The sequence below is a fragment of the Olsenella uli genome (assembly GCF_016900775.1).
GTDB lineage: Bacteria > Actinomycetota > Coriobacteriia > Coriobacteriales > Atopobiaceae > Thermophilibacter > Thermophilibacter uli_A.
The window spans coordinates 116,249-131,583 of record NZ_JACJKN010000004.1; the positions used below are offsets into that span (position 1 = coordinate 116,249).

At 69.6% G+C, this 15,335-nt stretch carries 15 protein-coding genes; 2 read left to right on the forward strand and 13 right to left on the reverse strand.

The genetic code is table 11. The features are described from left to right. The first annotated feature begins 6 nt into the window (after positions 1 to 6). Positions 7 to 2,082 (forward strand): heavy metal translocating P-type ATPase, encoded by a 2,076-nt coding sequence (locus H6A23_RS04075; protein WP_204830922.1) that lies wholly within the window; start codon positions 7 to 9, stop codon positions 2,080 to 2,082. Positions 2,083 to 2,130: 48 nt separating this feature from the next. Continuing rightward, on the forward strand, positions 2,131 to 2,283 hold the full coding sequence (locus H6A23_RS04080) for a hypothetical protein (RefSeq protein WP_204830923.1): 153 nt from the start codon (positions 2,131 to 2,133) through the stop codon (positions 2,281 to 2,283). 75 nt (positions 2,284 to 2,358) lie between these two features. Here the strand turns inward: H6A23_RS04080 and H6A23_RS04085 are convergent, their stop codons facing one another. From H6A23_RS04085 to H6A23_RS04150, 13 genes are all read right to left on the reverse strand, one after another. Continuing rightward, positions 2,359 to 4,266, reverse strand: a complete 1,908-nt coding sequence (locus H6A23_RS04085) for a heavy metal translocating P-type ATPase (RefSeq protein ID WP_204830924.1) — start codon at positions 4,264 to 4,266, stop codon at positions 2,359 to 2,361. A gap of 107 nt (positions 4,267 to 4,373) precedes the next feature. Then, positions 4,374 to 4,649, reverse strand: a complete 276-nt coding sequence (locus H6A23_RS04090) for a metal-sensing transcriptional repressor (RefSeq protein WP_087216948.1) — start codon at positions 4,647 to 4,649, stop codon at positions 4,374 to 4,376. Between the two features lie 89 nt (positions 4,650 to 4,738). Next, a complete protein-coding gene (locus H6A23_RS04095; RefSeq protein ID WP_204830969.1) occupies positions 4,739 to 5,107 on the reverse strand; it encodes a heavy-metal-associated domain-containing protein in 369 nt (122 codons plus the stop codon). Positions 5,108 to 5,180: 73 nt separating this feature from the next. Continuing rightward, a complete protein-coding gene (locus H6A23_RS04100) occupies positions 5,181 to 5,567 on the reverse strand; it encodes a YbaN family protein (protein ID WP_204830925.1) in 387 nt (128 codons plus the stop codon). Continuing rightward, a complete protein-coding gene (locus H6A23_RS04105; protein WP_204830926.1) occupies positions 5,564 to 5,929 on the reverse strand; it encodes a nitrous oxide-stimulated promoter family protein in 366 nt (121 codons plus the stop codon). Before H6A23_RS04105 ends, H6A23_RS04100 begins: the two co-directional genes overlap by 4 nt. After that, a complete protein-coding gene (gene cydC, locus H6A23_RS11435) occupies positions 5,929 to 9,381 on the reverse strand; it encodes a thiol reductant ABC exporter subunit CydC (RefSeq protein ID WP_286165794.1) in 3,453 nt (1,150 codons plus the stop codon). The genes H6A23_RS04105 and cydC overlap by 1 nt, the downstream gene beginning before the upstream one ends. A 185-nt stretch (positions 9,382 to 9,566) precedes the next feature. Next, positions 9,567 to 9,938, reverse strand: coding sequence for an HIT family protein (locus tag H6A23_RS04120; RefSeq protein WP_286165786.1), 372 nt, complete (start codon positions 9,936 to 9,938; stop codon positions 9,567 to 9,569). A gap of 178 nt (positions 9,939 to 10,116) precedes the next feature. Continuing rightward, entirely contained in the window at positions 10,117 to 10,914 is a 798-nt protein-coding gene (locus H6A23_RS04125) for an anti-sigma-I factor RsgI family protein (protein ID WP_204830927.1), read from the reverse strand. After that, complete coding sequence (locus tag H6A23_RS04130; RefSeq protein ID WP_204830928.1) at positions 10,911 to 11,396, reverse strand: RNA polymerase sigma factor; 486 nt, start codon at positions 11,394 to 11,396, stop codon at positions 10,911 to 10,913. Before H6A23_RS04130 ends, H6A23_RS04125 begins: the two co-directional genes overlap by 4 nt. 25 nt (positions 11,397 to 11,421) lie before the next feature. Continuing rightward, positions 11,422 to 11,886 carry a hypothetical protein gene (locus H6A23_RS04135; protein ID WP_204830929.1) on the reverse strand — a complete coding sequence of 155 codons (465 nt, stop codon included), beginning with the start codon at positions 11,884 to 11,886 and terminating at the stop codon, positions 11,422 to 11,424. Between the two features lie 352 nt (positions 11,887 to 12,238). Further along, a complete protein-coding gene (locus H6A23_RS04140) occupies positions 12,239 to 14,149 on the reverse strand; it encodes an ABC1 kinase family protein (RefSeq protein ID WP_353653006.1) in 1,911 nt (636 codons plus the stop codon). 14 nt (positions 14,150 to 14,163) lie between these two features. Further along, positions 14,164 to 14,511 carry a phasin family protein gene (locus H6A23_RS04145; RefSeq protein WP_204830930.1) on the reverse strand — a complete coding sequence of 116 codons (348 nt, stop codon included), beginning with the start codon at positions 14,509 to 14,511 and terminating at the stop codon, positions 14,164 to 14,166. A gap of 130 nt (positions 14,512 to 14,641) precedes the next feature. Continuing rightward, positions 14,642 to 15,316: an HAD family hydrolase gene (locus H6A23_RS04150; RefSeq protein ID WP_204830931.1), complete on the reverse strand. Its 675-nt coding sequence runs from the start codon at positions 15,314 to 15,316 to the stop codon at positions 14,642 to 14,644. Positions 15,317 to 15,335: the final 19 nt, after the last annotated feature.

Here is a 15,335-nt window from a genome sequence, read left to right on the forward strand (position 1 = left end):
GCGACCGTGCGATACGCCATCGAACATGAGGTGCCGGGGCGAGTGCGCCTGACGCTCATCGAGCGTCTTGTCGCATCCGACGTCGTCGCTCTCGAGACGACGCTCTCCTCTTGGGCGGGCGTCGAGCGCGTGCGCGCCTATCCTCGCATCCGCTCGGTTGCCGTCTGGTATCGCGACGCTCCCGCAAGGACGGCCCTGTTTGATCGACTGGATGCGCTCGCACTCCCCCAGCTCGAAAAGACGAGCGTCCAGACGCCTGCGGCGCTCGTGCCCGTGGGCGCGCCCGTTGCGCGCAGCATCGTCCGCCTCGTGGGCAACCACCTGATCCGCCGCTGGCTCCTCCCTCCCGCGCTGCGCGCGGTATGGGCCGGGCTTCACTACCTCGGGTTCCTGCGCGCCGGCCTCGCCTCGCTCAGGCGCGGGCGTCTCGACGTGCCGGTGCTCGACGCCTCGGCCATCGGCCTCTCGTTTGCCAAGCGCGACCCAAAGACCGCGGCAAGCACCATGTTCTTGCTCGATCTGGGCGAGGCTCTCGAGGACGCCACCCGCACGCGCTCCGAGCACGAGCTCATCCGCTCTCTCATGGCCATCCCCCAAAGCGCGCGTCGCCTCGAGGACGGCGAGGAGGTCACCGTGCCCGCCCAGAGCCTCTGCACGGGCGACCTCGTCGTGGCGCGCACCGGTATGCCCGTGTGCGTCGACGGCGTGGTGGTGCGCGGAGAGGCCATGGTCAATCAGGCGGCGCTCACCGGCGAGCCGCTCGCCGTGGAGCGCATGGCCGGCGACGACGTCTTTGCCGGCACCGCGGTAGAAGAGGGCGAGATCGTCATCCGCGTGGGCGCCGAGCCCGCCTCGACCAAGCTCCGCTCCATCGTGAGCCTCGTCGAGGCAACAGAGCAGCTCAAGAGCGAGGTCCAGACGCGCCGCGAGCACCTCGCGGACCGCTTCGTTCCGTGGAACTTCCTGCTTGCGGGGCTTGTGGCGGCGACCACGAAAAGCCTCGCAAAGACGTCGGCCGCCCTCATGGTCGACTACTCCTGCGCCCTCAGGCTCACGTCGTCCATCAGCGTGCTCGCCGCCATGAGTCAGAGCGCTCACGAGGGCATGACCGTCAAGGGTGCCAAGCATTTCGAGGCCATCGCCGCCGCCGACACCATCGTGTTCGACAAGACGGGAACGCTCACCGAGGCGACGCCCCGGGTCGCGCGCGTACTCGCCCTCGCGCCCGATTGGACCGAGGACGAGGTCCTGCGCACCTCGGCCTGTCTGGAGGAGCACTTCCCCCACCCCGTGGCACGCGCCGTGGTGGCGGCGGCCGCCGCACGCGGTCTCGAGCATCGCGAGCGCCACGCCGAGGTCGCCTATATCGTGGCGCACGGCATCGCGTCGGCGCTCGATGGCAAGAGAATCGTCATCGGAAGCCGCCACTTCGTGATGGAGGACGAGCACGTCGAGGTCACCCCCGAGGCAGAGGCGCTCATCGACGGCGAGCTCGAAGGCCTCTCGCCGCTCTACCTCGCCCAAGACGGAAAGCTGGTGGGCGCGCTCGGCATCGAGGATCCCTTAAAGGCAGGAGTGCCCGAGGCAATTGCGGCACTTCGCTCGCAGGGCGTCGACCACATCATCATGCTCACCGGCGATAACGAGCGCACCGCCGCACGCATCGCCGCCGAGGCGGGCATCACCGAGTACCGCGCTGACCTGCTCCCCGAGGACAAGCATGCCTACGTGGAGGCGCTCGTGGCCCGCGGACAACGCGTCGTCATGGTGGGCGACGGCGTCAACGACGCGCCGGCGCTCTCCGCTGCCGACGTGGGCATTGCCATGGGCACAGGTACCGCCATCGCGCAGGAGGTCGCCGACGTCACGCTCGCCGCGGGCGGGCTCGACGCCATCGTGCGCCTGCACGCGCTCAGCCGTTCTCTCATGGGGCGGCTCGACCGCTCGTTCGTCGCGGTCATGGGCATCAACTCGGCGCTTCTCGCCGCGGGAATCGCCGGCATCATCCAGCCCCAGGTCTCGGCGCTCCTGCACAACGGCACCACCATCGCGCTGGCAGCAGAAAGCGCCCGACGTCTCTAGGAGGCATCAACCAGTCCGCTGTGGGGCCTGTCGTTGGGAAGTGGAGACATGGAGCGGTTCACGGTCGAGAAGGACGGCCTCTTCGGATTCCTCCACCTTCCGGGGCGGCACGTCGAAGCGTACTCCGGCAAGGCGCTCATCGTGCTCGGCGGCAGCGAGGAAGCCTTCGCGCAGACGCTCGCGTTTCTCGCCCGGTGGTAGCGAACGCGCGTGCGGAGCCGACTCGGGAGCATTAATCGTCATGCTCGCCGGTAGGTCGAATGCCCCCACGGCACCTCATCGGGCACACGCCCTCCACCCCAGAAGGAGCGCGGAGTTGACGATGACGAGCACCGACCCCGCATTGTGCACGAGCGCCCCCACCACGGGGTTCAGGACGCCCGAGATGGCAAGTGCGATCGCGATGAAGTTGAGGGTCATCGAGAACGTCAGGTTGATCCTGATGGTCGTCATCATGCGGCGCGCGAGGCGCAGGAGGTGCGGTAGCTCGGCGATGTCATCGTTCACGAGCGCGATGTCCGCCGCGTCGACGGCGATATCGCTGCCGACGCCTCCCATGGCGATGCCCACAAGCGCGCGCTTGAGCGCAGGCGCGTCGTTGACGCCGTCGCCGACCATACAAACGCCCTTGCCCGCGCGCTCCGAGTCATCGATGAAGGAGAGCTTGTCCTCGGGCAGGCATGCGGCCTTGTAGGTGGTGATGCCGAGTTCGGCAGCCACGTGGGCGGCCGCCGCCTCGTGGTCCCCCGTGAGGAGCACCGGCTCCACGCCCGTCTCCCGCACTGCCGAAAGCGTAGCGGTGGCGTTCTCGCGCACGCGGTCGGCGAGCGCGATGAACCCCGCTGCCGCGTCGCCCCAGCCGAGATAGGTGATCGTTGCCCCCTCGGCGCGCGCAGCGTCCGCGCGCCTCCCCAGTGCGTCCGGTATAGCCAGACCGTGCTCCGCCACCAGCGCGGCGCTGCCGGCGTACACCGTGCGCCCGCCCACCTCTGCCACCACGCCGCGACCGGGCACCATGGCAAAGGACGTCGGGTCCTTCGGCGCCGCTCCGGCGCGCTCCGTGGCCGCGGCCACGATGGCGCGCCCGAGGGGGTGCTCGGATCGCTTCTCGGCCGCGCCGGCAATCGCGAGCAGGGTCTCCTCACTCACGTCCTTCTCGCCCGAGAACACAGCCACGACCTGCGGCTCCCCCGTGGTGAGCGTGCCCGTCTTGTCAAAGCACACGCGCCTGACCTGCGCCAGGCGCTCGAGCGCGTCCCCCTCGCGCACCAGAAAGCCGTGCCTGGTGGCGTTGCCGATCGCCGCCATGATGGCTGTGGGCGTGGCGAGCACGAGCGCGCACGGGCAGAAGACGACGAGGATGGTGACCGAGCGAATTATCTCGCCCGTCACGAGATAGGTGAGAACTGCTGCCACAAGGGCGATGACGACGATCCACACCGCCCAGCGGTCGGCGAGGTTCACGATCTTGGCCTTGCCGGCGTCGGCCGACTGCACGAGGCGAATCATCCGCTGGATGGACGAGTCCTCGCCCACGCGCGTCGCGACCATGTCGAACGAGCCGAACTGGTTGACCGTGCCGGACGACACCTCATCCCCCGGGCCCTTGTCCACCGGCAGGCTCTCGCCGGTCATGACCGCCTGGTTGACCGAGGTCTGACCGGAGACGATGACGCCGTCTACGGGCACGGCCTCCCCGGGCAGCACGCGCAGGATGTCGCCCACCTGAACGGCTTCCGCCGCGATGGTCTCCTCCGCCACGGGGCGCGGCTCGGCCCCCTCGGCGGACGCGCGGGCGATGCGCCGTGCCGTGCGCGGCGTCAGATGGACGAGCCGTTCGATGCCGGCACGGGCGCGCGCCACGGTGAGCTCCTCGAGCAGGCCGCCGAGCTGCATGATGAAGGCGACCTCGCCCGCAGCGAAGTCCTCGCCGATGAAGACGCTCGCGATGAGGGCGAGCGAGACGAGCACGTCGGCCGTGATGTCGAACTCCGTCACGAGGCCGATGACGGCCTCCAGGATGATGGGCACGCCGCACAGGATGATGGCGACCCATGCGATCGAGAACGGAAACGGCTCGACGCCCGCGAGCGAGAGCACGAGTGCCACGCCCGAGACGGCGAGAAACGCGATGTTGCGCTTAGTGCCGCCCCACTCCAGCAGCTTCTCGAGACCTTCGATCATGGACTCCCCCGTCCTTCTCGCCGGCGCGTTTTTATACCTATACCCCTATGGGTATAATGCTTTGAGGAAGAGGAGTCAAATCCGAAGTTCTTTTTTCAGCTGGGGCACTAAATCATGTTGGCGAAACGCTCGACGGCCTTGGTGAAGTCGGCAACGGTCTTGTCCGCGTCCCCGTGCTCGATGCCGTCGCGCACGCAGTGTTGGATGTGCCCCTCGAGCACAACCTGGCCGCATCGGTGCAGGGCGCTCTTCGCTGCGTTGATTTGCGAGAGGATGTCCTCGCACGGCACGTCCTCGTCAATCATGCGATCGATGGCCTGCACCTGGCCGATGATCTTGTGCAGACGCCTGTGAAGGTTCGCCGCATCCATGCACTGCCTCATCGAGTCTCCTCCCCGCACGCGCACTGCCGCAATAGCATCCTGCCATCATAGCGCGTCGGGTGATTCAAAGGGGGGCGTCTCCTTTTGAATCACCCTTGGGTCACCCGGTAGCCGGCGGACTCCACGGCTGCGGCCAGCGCCGCAGGGTCGATCGGGTCCTTGGAGAGCACGCGCACGCGGTCGGGCAGGCTCGCACGCGCCCACACGCCGCCGATGCCGTCGAGCGAGGTCTCCACGGCCGCGAGGCAATGCTCGCAGTGCATTCCCTCGACGGTGAGGTCGGCCGAGTAGGGGTAGTGCGCCTCGTTGGTGTCGGCAACCGTCGGGCGCGCGACGTGGGACTCTCCCCCGCCGGAGCACCCGCAGCCGCAGCCGCCCTGACGGAGTGTCCGCAGGTAGCGACGGGCGGCGAGAAGGACGACCGCCACCACGGCCAGGACGATAATGACGTTGATCATGGCAACCTCCTTGCGAGCCCGCGTTCTTCTCGCCCGCCAAATGGGTCAAAAGGGACTGTCCCCTTTTGACCCATTACGCCTCGGCGGGGACGCGGCGGGTCTTCACGCCGAAGCAGAAGTACAGGATGTGGAACACCCACACGCACGCGAGGACGATCTGCCCCACGCGCACCTGATGCATCATGACAAAGCCGATGGACATGAGCATGGTCACCGTGACCATCACGCGGATCTTGGTGGCCCAGTCCATGCCCTGGCCGGCCACGTAGCTCTCGAGGTTCTTCTTGTAGAGCTTGGTGCTCGTGAACCACGTGTGCAGCCGCTCGGAGCTCTTGGCAAAGCAGAACGCCGCAAGCATGAGAAACGGAAACGCCGGCAGCAGCGGCACCACCGCTCCCACAGCCCCCAGAACAAGCCCCACGCAGCCCAGCGCAACGAGCAGCACCTTCTTGACGTTCATGCATCCTCCCTGGAAAGTCGCCTCTTCTCGGCCTTGGTCTCGATGACGTGACGGACGGCCGCCACGGGGTGATGGAAGATCATGCGCGGGCCCGAGAAGCGCATGACCTCGCGGATCTTCTCGCGCATCTCCGGCTTGTAGCAGTGCACGCGGCAGTTTGAGCAGAAGGTCTTGGTCTCCATGAAGGGGCAGCGGTCGCTGCGCTGCCGTGCGTACTCCGCGAGCTCGGCGCACTCCTGGCAGAGCTCACCGACGCGCGTGCCGTGGCGCTTGCGGCAATAGAGCGCGATCATCTCGGACACCATGCGCTTCTCGCGCTCGCGCTTGGCAGCCACGCGCGCGGTGTCGTGCGTGCGCGCCATCAGCTGACCCTCCCGTTCTCAACGCTGACCACGGTGTCGGCGATGCGCATCGTGGACGGCCTATGGGAGACGAGAAGAACCGTCCGCCCGGCGCGCTCCTCGGCAATGGAGCGCAGGATGACGGCCTCGTTCAGGCTGTCGAGGTTGCTCGTGGGCTCGTCGAGCAGCATGAACGGAGCGTCGTGCAGGAAGGCGCGGGCAAGCCCCAGGCGCTGGCGCTCGCCGCCGGAGAGGGTGTCGCCGAGCTCGCCGACCGGCGTGTCGTAGCCCGCCGGCAGGCTCATGACGAAGTCGTGGACCGAGGCCTTGCGGCAGGCCGCCTCGATCTCTTCGTCCGTGGCGTCGAGCCGCGCGATGCGCAGGTTGTTGCGGATGCTGTCGTGGAAGAGGTGGGTCTCCTGCGTGACGAGGGACTCCAGCTCGCGCAGGTTGGCCGTGTCCACGTGCCGCACGTCGCGCCCGGAGACGGAGACGCTTCCCTCGCCCGCGTCCCAGAACCGCATGAACAGGCGCAGCAGGGTGGACTTGCCGGAGCCGGAGCGCCCGGTGATGCCCACGATTCTGCCGGCGGGAGCCTCGAGCGAGACGTCCTCGAGCACGCGCTCGTTTCCGTAGGAGAAGCCCACATGGCTCGCCGCGGCACCGTCGAAATCCACGTGCTTCTCGCCCGTGACCTCAGGCGTCACCGGCTCCTCGTCCAGGATGGCGAGCACGCGCTCGCCCGCCGCGAGGGTGGGCTGCAGCGTGGAGCCCAGGTTCGCGAGCGCCACCACCGGGCCGAACGAGCTCATGAGCGCGAGCACGGGGATGAGCACCCCGTCAAATCCCACGGCACCGGCGCGGTGAAGCGCCGCCGCCACGAGCAGCATGACCAGGTCGCAGGCGAGAATGACCGTGTTGGTGAGCGCCGTGGCACGACCGGTGGCGCGCTTCATGCGCTCCTCGTCCGCGGCGAGCGCGCGGGAACGCTCGTCCATCTGGGCCAGGCGCTCCGCACCCGCACCGTACTGCAGGATCTCATCTAGGCCGCGCAGGCTCTCCAGCACGAAGCTCGAGAGCTCGCCCGCGCCGGCGCGGAAGCGCGAGCCGGCGTCCCCGGCGAGACGCGCCGCGACGAGCGGGCACGCCACGCCCACGGCGAGATATGACACCGCGGCCACGACGGCAAGCGCAGGATGGAAGCTCCCGACGAAGGCACAGGCGTCCGCGCAGAAGAGCAGCGCTATCGCCGCCGGCGAGATGGTGTGCGCGTAGAAGACCTCGAGAAGCTCGATGTCCGAGGTAATGAGCGAGATGAGGTCGCCACGATCGCGCCCCTCGAGCTTGGCCGGAGCAAGCCGACGCAGCGCCCGGAACACGCGGTCGCGGACGAGCGCGAGCAGCTTGAAGGCGATGAAGTGGTTACAGGCTTGCTCGCCGTAGCGAAGCAGACCGCGTGCCACGGCGCAGACGGCCATCGCCACGATGAGGCCCGCGAGCGGGGCCGCCGCGCCGTCCGCGAGCACCGCGAGCACGCCGTAGCCGCCGAGCACCGTGATTGCCGCCGCGCAGACGTGGCCGAGAAGTCCCATGAGGATGGCCAGCACCATAAATCCCATGAGCGGGCGCACCAGCCCCACGAGCCGCCGCATCACCCTCCGTGAGACAAAGGGGACAGGTTCATTTGTCTCATCGCGCTGGTCGTGCAGAGACGGGCGCGCAGGGCTAGCTGATGAGACAAATGAACCTGTCCCCTTTGTCTCACCCTCGAGCTCGCGCTGGGCGCGCCAGAGGGTTGCGTAGCGGCCTCCCGCGACAACGAGCTCGTCGTGGCGCCCGTGCTCCACCACGCGTCCGTCGTCGAGCACGAAGATCTTGTCGGCCCCCACCACGTTTGCCAGACGGTGCGAGATGAGGATTACCGTCGCGCGGCCTGCCAGCCCGCGAACCGCACCCATGATGGCGTCCTCGCTCTCCGCGTCCACGTTGGAGGTGGCCTCGTCAAAGACGTAGACCGGCGTCTCGTGCAAGAGGGCACGGGCGATTGCCAGGCGCTGGCGCTGGCCGCCGGAGAGGTTGGAGCCACGCTCCGCGAGCATCGTGTCCAGCCCGTCCTCGCCGCGCAGGAAGGGCGCCAGGCGCGTGGCCTCGAGCGCGGCCCAGAGCGCATCGTCGCTCGCACCCGGGGCCGCGACCAGCAGGTTCTCGCGCACCGTTCCCTTGAAGAGGTAGCTCTCGTGCCCCACGTAGGTCACGTGGGCGAGCAGGTCTGCGGCGTCGAGCGCGCCAACCTCAACGCCGCCCACCGTGAGCGAGCCACGATACCCGCGCAGCCGCCCCAGCAGGAGCGCTGCGAGCGTGGACTTACCGCAGCCGGACTCCCCCACCACGGCCACAAGGCCGCCAGCCGGCACGTCCAGGCTCACGCCGTCCAGCACCTCACGCTCGCCGTCGTAGGAGAAGCGCAGCTCGCAGGCGCGCACGTCACAGCACGCGGGGAAACTCTCCCCACCCGCCGGCGGCTCCGGCAGCTCCAGCAGCCTAAAGATCTTCTCACTCGCCGCCATGCCGTTCATGGCCACGTGGAAGAACGACCCCAGCTGGCGCATGGGGATGAAGTAGTCCGCCGCCAGCAGGATGATGGCAAGACAGCCGCCCAGGTCAACGGCACCCGCGGCCATCTGCGTAAGCGCCACCGCCACGCCGGCGGCCGCCCCGCCGTACGCAACGAGGTCCATAATCGTGATGGAGTTGAGCTGCATCGTGAGCACGCGCATCGTGATGCGCCGGAACTTCTCGGCCTGCTCGTTCATCTCGGCCTGCTTGAACTCGTCGGCCTGGTAGACCTTGAGAGTGGTGAGGCCTTGGAGGTTCTCCAGGAACGTGTCGCCGAGCTCGGTGTACTGCCCCCAGTAGCGGCCGAGCAGCTTCTTTGCCCAGGTCTGCACCGCGGCGATGGCCACGGGAATGAGTGGCACGCACACGAGCAGCACCACGGCCGCCGGCACGTTCACAAAGGCCAGGGCCACAAAGAGCGTGAGCGGCGCGAGCATGGCGTAGAAGAACTGCGGCAGGTACGCGCCGAAGTAGGTCTCCAGCTGGTCGCACCCCTCCACGGCCACCTGCACGACCTCGGAGGTGCGCACGTCCTCGCGATAGCCCGGCCCCAGGCGCAGGAGCTTCTCGTAGATGCGGTGGCGCAGCGCGCGCTTGACCTCGCGGCTGGCGAGAAACCCCATGCGCGCGGAGCCCACGGCGGCAAGGCCGCGCACGACGGCCGCGCAGGTCACGCCGGCGGCGAGAAGAACGAGGTCCTTCTCGCCCGCCGTGCCCGCCCAGAGCGCGGAGAGCGTCCGGCAGATGACGAGCACCATGCCCATGTTGGCCATAAGCGACGCCCACTGGAGGGCCACGCTCGCGCCCACGTACCTCATGCTCCCCGGCACGATGCCGATGAGCCGTCTGTCGATCATCACGTGTCGTCGCCCCTCACGTCCGACGGCCTTCTCTGTTAGACAGAGTAAACTATCCGGACACAAGGGTTAGCCTATTGCAACTCAATTTGTTTGATTGACACAACTTTAGACCTGGCAAAGGTGCCGGGGGAAACTGTCAGGAAAAACCTGACAGTTTCCCCCGGCACCTTTGCCAGGTCGGCCTACAGGGCAGCCAGGATCTTCTCGGCCAGTGCGTCGCACTCGGCGTCGGAGAGCGTCACGCGCCCCGGGTTCATCGCGAAGACGTCGCCGAACTCGAAGGGGTCGTCCGCGTACTTGGGCACGAGGTGGAAGTGCAGGTGGTGCATCGTGTCGCCATACGCGCCGAAGTTGATCTTGTCGGGCGAGAAGGCCCGGTGCAGCGCCGCGGCCACGTGGCGGACGTCCGCCATGAAGGCCGCCGACTCCTCCTCGGTGAGGTCACTGATGTCGTCGACGTGGCGCTTGGAGGCCACGATGCACCGCCCGCGGTGGCTCTGCTCCCTGAAGAGTATCAGCTGGCTCGCCGGCAGCTCGCAGAGGGGGGATGCCAAAGGCGCCCACCAGCTCGTCCTTCTCGCCGATCATGCAGTATGCGCAGCTCTCGTCCCTCATGGTCTCCCCTTTCTCGCGCGCTCTCGACGACTCAACTGTAGCGCCGGAATCGCCGCGCGCGGAGGACGCGTCGGCAAGCGCGCGGGCGCCCGCGGGCGCGCGAGCAGACGCTCCCGGTCAGTCGTGCCCGGCCTGCCCCCGGTGCCGGCCTCCGTGATGCCCCGAGGCGGACCCCGCGCCCTCCAGCAGCTCCGTGAGCTCGCGCACGCTCATGCCCGCCGCGTCCTCGGCCGTGAGGTCGGACCCGGCGTCCACGAGCTCGCGCCAGACGCGCCACTTCCCCACGCCGAGGCCCTCCTCGTGCGCGGCGTGACGTTCCTCCTCGCTCGCGTGCGAGCAGCTCACCTCGGCAGCGGAGGCGCCCAGGCACCGGTGGCTCGCGTCCTCGAGGGCGCCGTACTGGGCGTCGTCGTCGCAGCTCACGGTCACGCTCACCGTGGAGCCCAAGCCGAGGTAGCCCGCGGCCTCCATGCCCTCGGCGAGCTCGGCCACGGCCTGCTCGTAGCCCATCCACGTCACGTCCGTCGCGGCGAGCACGTCGCGCCCGTCCTCGTTGAGGCCCCGCGCGCCCACCACGCGGTCAAAGCGGTTGACGGCGAGCTCGATCGAGGGGTTCACGTCTATGTCCACGTACGCCGAGGGCGTGACGAAGGCGAGCCCGAGAAGGCCCACCCCCACCACGGCCACGACGAGGCAGGCTGCCAGCAGCAGCCGCGCGCGCCCCCTGGCGCGGGGGCGAGAAGGACGCCGCGCCGCGACCGCGGCGGCCGGGGCGGGGGGCTCGAAGGCGTCCCCGCACGGCTCCCCCGCGCGGCGCGCCTCGATCGCGGCGAGCGCGCGGGCCTTGACGTCCTCGGGCGCGTGGACGGACGCGAACGCCTCGCGCACGCGCCTCTCGGCGGCACCCTCCCTCATGACAGCACCTCCCTGAGCTTGCGCTTTCCCCGAGAGATCCAAGAGTAGACCGTGCCCACGGGCATGTCGCAGATCCCGGCTATCTCACGGGCGGAGTACCCCTCGCAGAGGGCGAGGTAGAGCTGGGTCCGGGGCGGGTCCCCGAGCGCCGCCATGGCGTCGAGCACCTCGCGCAGGCCGAGCTCGGAGGGCGCCTCGGCGCCGACGGCCCCCTCGCCGAGCCGCTCCACGCGCTCCTCGAGCGAGACGTCGCGCCTGCGGGCCGCGCGCAGGGCGTCCTTGCAGCCGTTGATGGCCACGCGCAGGAGCCAGGCGCGGGCGTGGGCGTCGTCGCGGAAGGGCTCGTCGTGCAGGGCATATTTGAGGAAGGTCTCCTGGAAGACGTCCTCGGCGTCCGCGGCGGGCAGGTAGACGAGGCACGCGCGCCACACGGCGTCCGCGTGCTCGCCCATCGCCCGCTCCATCTCTGCCTGACCGCGCACGCGCCCTCCTCCGTCACGTCACATGCTAGCAGCGACCGCGCCCGCCGTGGTGGCCGGACCCGCGACCGGCGTGGTGGCCCTGGCCCGCGCCCGTGCCGTCGCGGCGGGGGCCGGTGCCGTCGCAGGCGCCGCCGGTCGCGCAGGTCCCGTCCCCGCGGCTGTCGCAGACGCCGTCGCCGTTGGCGTCCGCGTAGCCCCCGCAGTCCGCGTTGGCGCAGCTGTCGCAGACGCCGTCGCCATCCGCGTCCGCATAGGCGCCGCAGGTCCCGCGCGCGCCCGTGCCGCGGCTGTCGCAGACGCCGTCTCCGTTGGCGTCCGCGTAGGCGCAGCGCGCCGCCGCGTCATCGACCTTGCGCTCGATCGCGCGACCCGCGTCCCCCTGCCATGCGGGGGCGTACCCGGCCGCCAGCGCCGGCTGCGCGACGGCGCCGAGCCCCGCCAGCGCGAGAGCGCCCGTGACGGCCAGCGCGGCCTTGGTTCTTCTCAGCATGTCTACCACCCTCTCGTCTCCCGGGGAGCGCCGGGCCCGCCCCGGCTCTTCTCCCCTCATCACAAACACGATTCAGGCGGTCCGCTCCTTGCGCGGAATCCGAACTTTTTTGCCGGAAGTGGGTGGCATCCTTGATGGCCGGGGCGTAGTCTCGGGCCGCCGGGCGGAAGAATTAAAGCAAGACTTGTTCTTCTCGCCACATTGCGCATGCGAGTGGGCAGCATCTTTGATAATGACCGGACTTTATATAAGGAATGCCACCCAACGGCACCGGGAAGCGGGCAGGGGGCGAGCGGCAGCCGGACGCGGCGGCAAGCGGCGGCAGCCGGACGCCTGACGGCAGCCGGCGCGGCTACCTGCGCCTGCGCCGGCGGCTCTCCCGGATGACGTCCTGCGCCACCCACGCGCCGAGGATGAAGGCCACGAGGTAGCCCACGAAGCCGATCACCGGGATGCCAAAGATGACGGGCTGGATGCGCGCGTAGTAGACCACGGACGAGCCGATGAACAGGCCCGCCACGATGACGCTCATGGTGAGGCGGTTGGCGATGCGCGAGAGGTCCTCGAGCGGGTCGGCCGTGCCGGCGAGGTCGAGGTTCACGCGGAGCTGGCCGCGCGTGAGCATGCGCGTGATGAGGCTGAGGTCGCCCGCGGCGCCGAGCAGGCCGTGCGTGGCGGCGACGGCCTCGCGCGAGAGGCGGCCGACCTCCTGCCGGACGAGCTCGTCGGGCGCCGCGTGCGCGCGCAGGTGGCTCTGGATGATCTCCACGATCGAGGCGTCCGGCAAAAGCGCGTGCACCACGCCCTCGAGCGTCACGAGGGAGCGCGCGAGCATGGTGACCGAGCCGGGGAGCTCGATCCCGTTCTTCTGCGCCATGGAGATGAGCGCGTTCATGAACGAGCCTATGTCGAGGTCGGAGAGGTCGGAGAGGCCGTAGTCGGCGACGATGGCGTCGAGGTCGGCGAGCAGGTGCGCGTGGTCGACCTCGGTGGTGTCGGACGTCGAGAAGCGCAGCAGGCCGTCGGCGAGCGCCGGGGAGTCGCAGCGCGCGACGGCCACCACCATGTCGCGCACCGCGGTGCGGTCGTGGCTGGAGAGCCGCCCCATGATGCCGAGGTCCAGGTAGACGATCTTGCCCCCGTTGATCACGAGGTTGCCGGGGTGCGGGTCGGCATGGAAGAAGCCGTCGTCGAGCATCTGGCTCGTGTAGTTGTCCGCGAGCTTGGTGCCGATCTCCGCGAGGTCGTAGCCCTCGGCCACGAGGCGCGCGGTGTCGTTGATGGGGATGCCCTCGACGTAGTCCATGACCACCACGCGCCGCGTGCAGAGCGCGGGGTGGGGCCTGGGGCAGTCGATGAAGGCGCAGCCCGCGTTGTTGCGGCGGAACTCCTCGAGGCTTCTGGCCTCCACGAGGAAGTCCGTCTCCTCGCGGAAGGACTGCCAGAGCTCGTCCACCACGGACTGCAGGTCGATGAACTGCTCGTCGCCCATGAAGCGGCTCGCGTAGCGCGCGAGCGAGCGGATGATGGAGATGTCGCGCGCCATGACCTCCTGCACGTGCGGCCGCTGGACCTTGACCGCCACGACCTCGCCCGTCACGAGGCGCGCCTTGTGCACCTGCGCGACGGAGGCCGAGCCGAGCGGGCGGTCGTCGATGGCGTCGAAGATGTCCTCGATCGGGCGGTCGTACTCGGCGCGCAGGGCGGAGATCACCGTGTCGCGGTCCATGGGCTCCACGCTCGTGCGAAGGCGCGCGAGCTCGCGCGTGAAGCTCTCGGGCAAGATCTCCGAGCGCATGGAGAGGATCTGCCCCGCCTTGACGAAGGTGGGCCCCAGCTCCTCGAGCATGCGGCGCAGGCTCTGCGGCGTGAGGCCGTGGAAGATGTCGTAGCGCCGGACGATGTTGACCATCTCGCCGATGCGCGCGAGGCGCGAGGCGGTGGTGAGGCCGTAGTCGTCCGCGCCGGCCGAGCGGCCGCCGAAGATGCCGATCGTCTGCGAGGACTCCCGCTGCTCCTCCCGCCTCCTCACGGCGTCGTACCAGGCGTCCAGGATCTCGTCCGGGCTCTTGGCCGTGCTGGGCGTCTGCCGCCGGGGCAGCTCGGTGCCCATGACGGGGCCCCACGCGCGGCGAGCCTCCCCCTCGGGGGAGGTGCCGCCCGCGGGGCGCGCCTGCTCCGCGGCCCTGTCCTGCGGGCCCTGCGTGTCCGGGGCCGCGCCCTCGACGCGACCCCGGCCCGTGTCACCTCGTGCCTCTGCCACGTGCTCCCCAGCCGCTACTCGGCGTCTTCCTCTTCGCCCTCGGCCTCCTCGACGTCGACCGTGACGGTCTTCGCGTCGATGTCGGCGGACATCTGGGCGACCTTCGCGGCATAGGCCGCGCGCTCCTCGGGCGTCATGGCCTCGAGGCGGGCGCGCAGCGCGGAGTCGCCGGCGCCGTCGATGACCTCCTTGGCCTTGCGGGTGAGCTCCTGGTTGAGGGTCTTGCCCTGCTCGACCGTCAGCTCGCCCTTCTTGACCAGCTCCTCGACGACCTCCTGGGACTTCTCGGCGCCCATGGCCACCGCGCCCACGCTGGCCAGGAAGAGCTTGCGTATGCCCTCGGTCACGTCAAAGTCTGCCATGTCTGCTCCCATCTCTTGAGCCCGGCGGGACGCCGCGCATCCCCTATGCTCGTCCTTCTACCCACATCCCGGGGCCTCGCCCCCGCACTTCTCGGCCAGCGGCCCCGGGGCGCGTCCCGAGGAGCCGCGCTCAGGCGCCGAGAAGGACGCGGCGCAGCCCCTCCACGCTGTCCGCGACGGCGCACGCGCCGGCGTCCTCGAGCTCGCCTGCCGCCGCCGTGCCCGCGTACGTCACGCCCACGCAGGGCACGCCGCAGGCGGCGGCCGCGTCGACGTCGTGGTGGCGGTCCCCCACCATCACGGCGTCGCCCGGGCGCGCGCCCGCGCGCTCGAGGACGCGGATGATCGTTGCGGCCTTGTCGCCCTGCGCGTCCGACTCCTTGCCGAGCACCGCGAGGAAGAGCCCGTCGACGCCGTTGTCGGCGACGGCGCGCTCCACGAGCTGCTGGCGCTTTGAGGAGGCCACCGCGAGCGTCCTGCCGGCTGCGCGCAGGTCGGCGAGGAGCTCGCGGACGCCCGGGTAGAGCGGCCAGCCCGCAAGGCCGAGGTTCAGGTAGATGGCCCGGTACTCCTCGGTCACCCGGGCCGCCTCCTCCTCGGAGAGGCCGTAGACGCTCGAGAACGCCTGCGGGAACGGCGGGCCGATGATGCGGCGCACGTCGCCGATCTCCTCCTCGGAGAGGCCGTGGCGGAGAAGGACCGTGCGGGCCGTGGAGATGATGCCGGCGATCGTGTCCGCCAGCGTGCCGTCGAAGTCGAAGATCACGAGCCTGCGGCCCGTGACGTCCTCGCCCGTGAGCGCCATGCGCGCCTCCTTTCGTCCG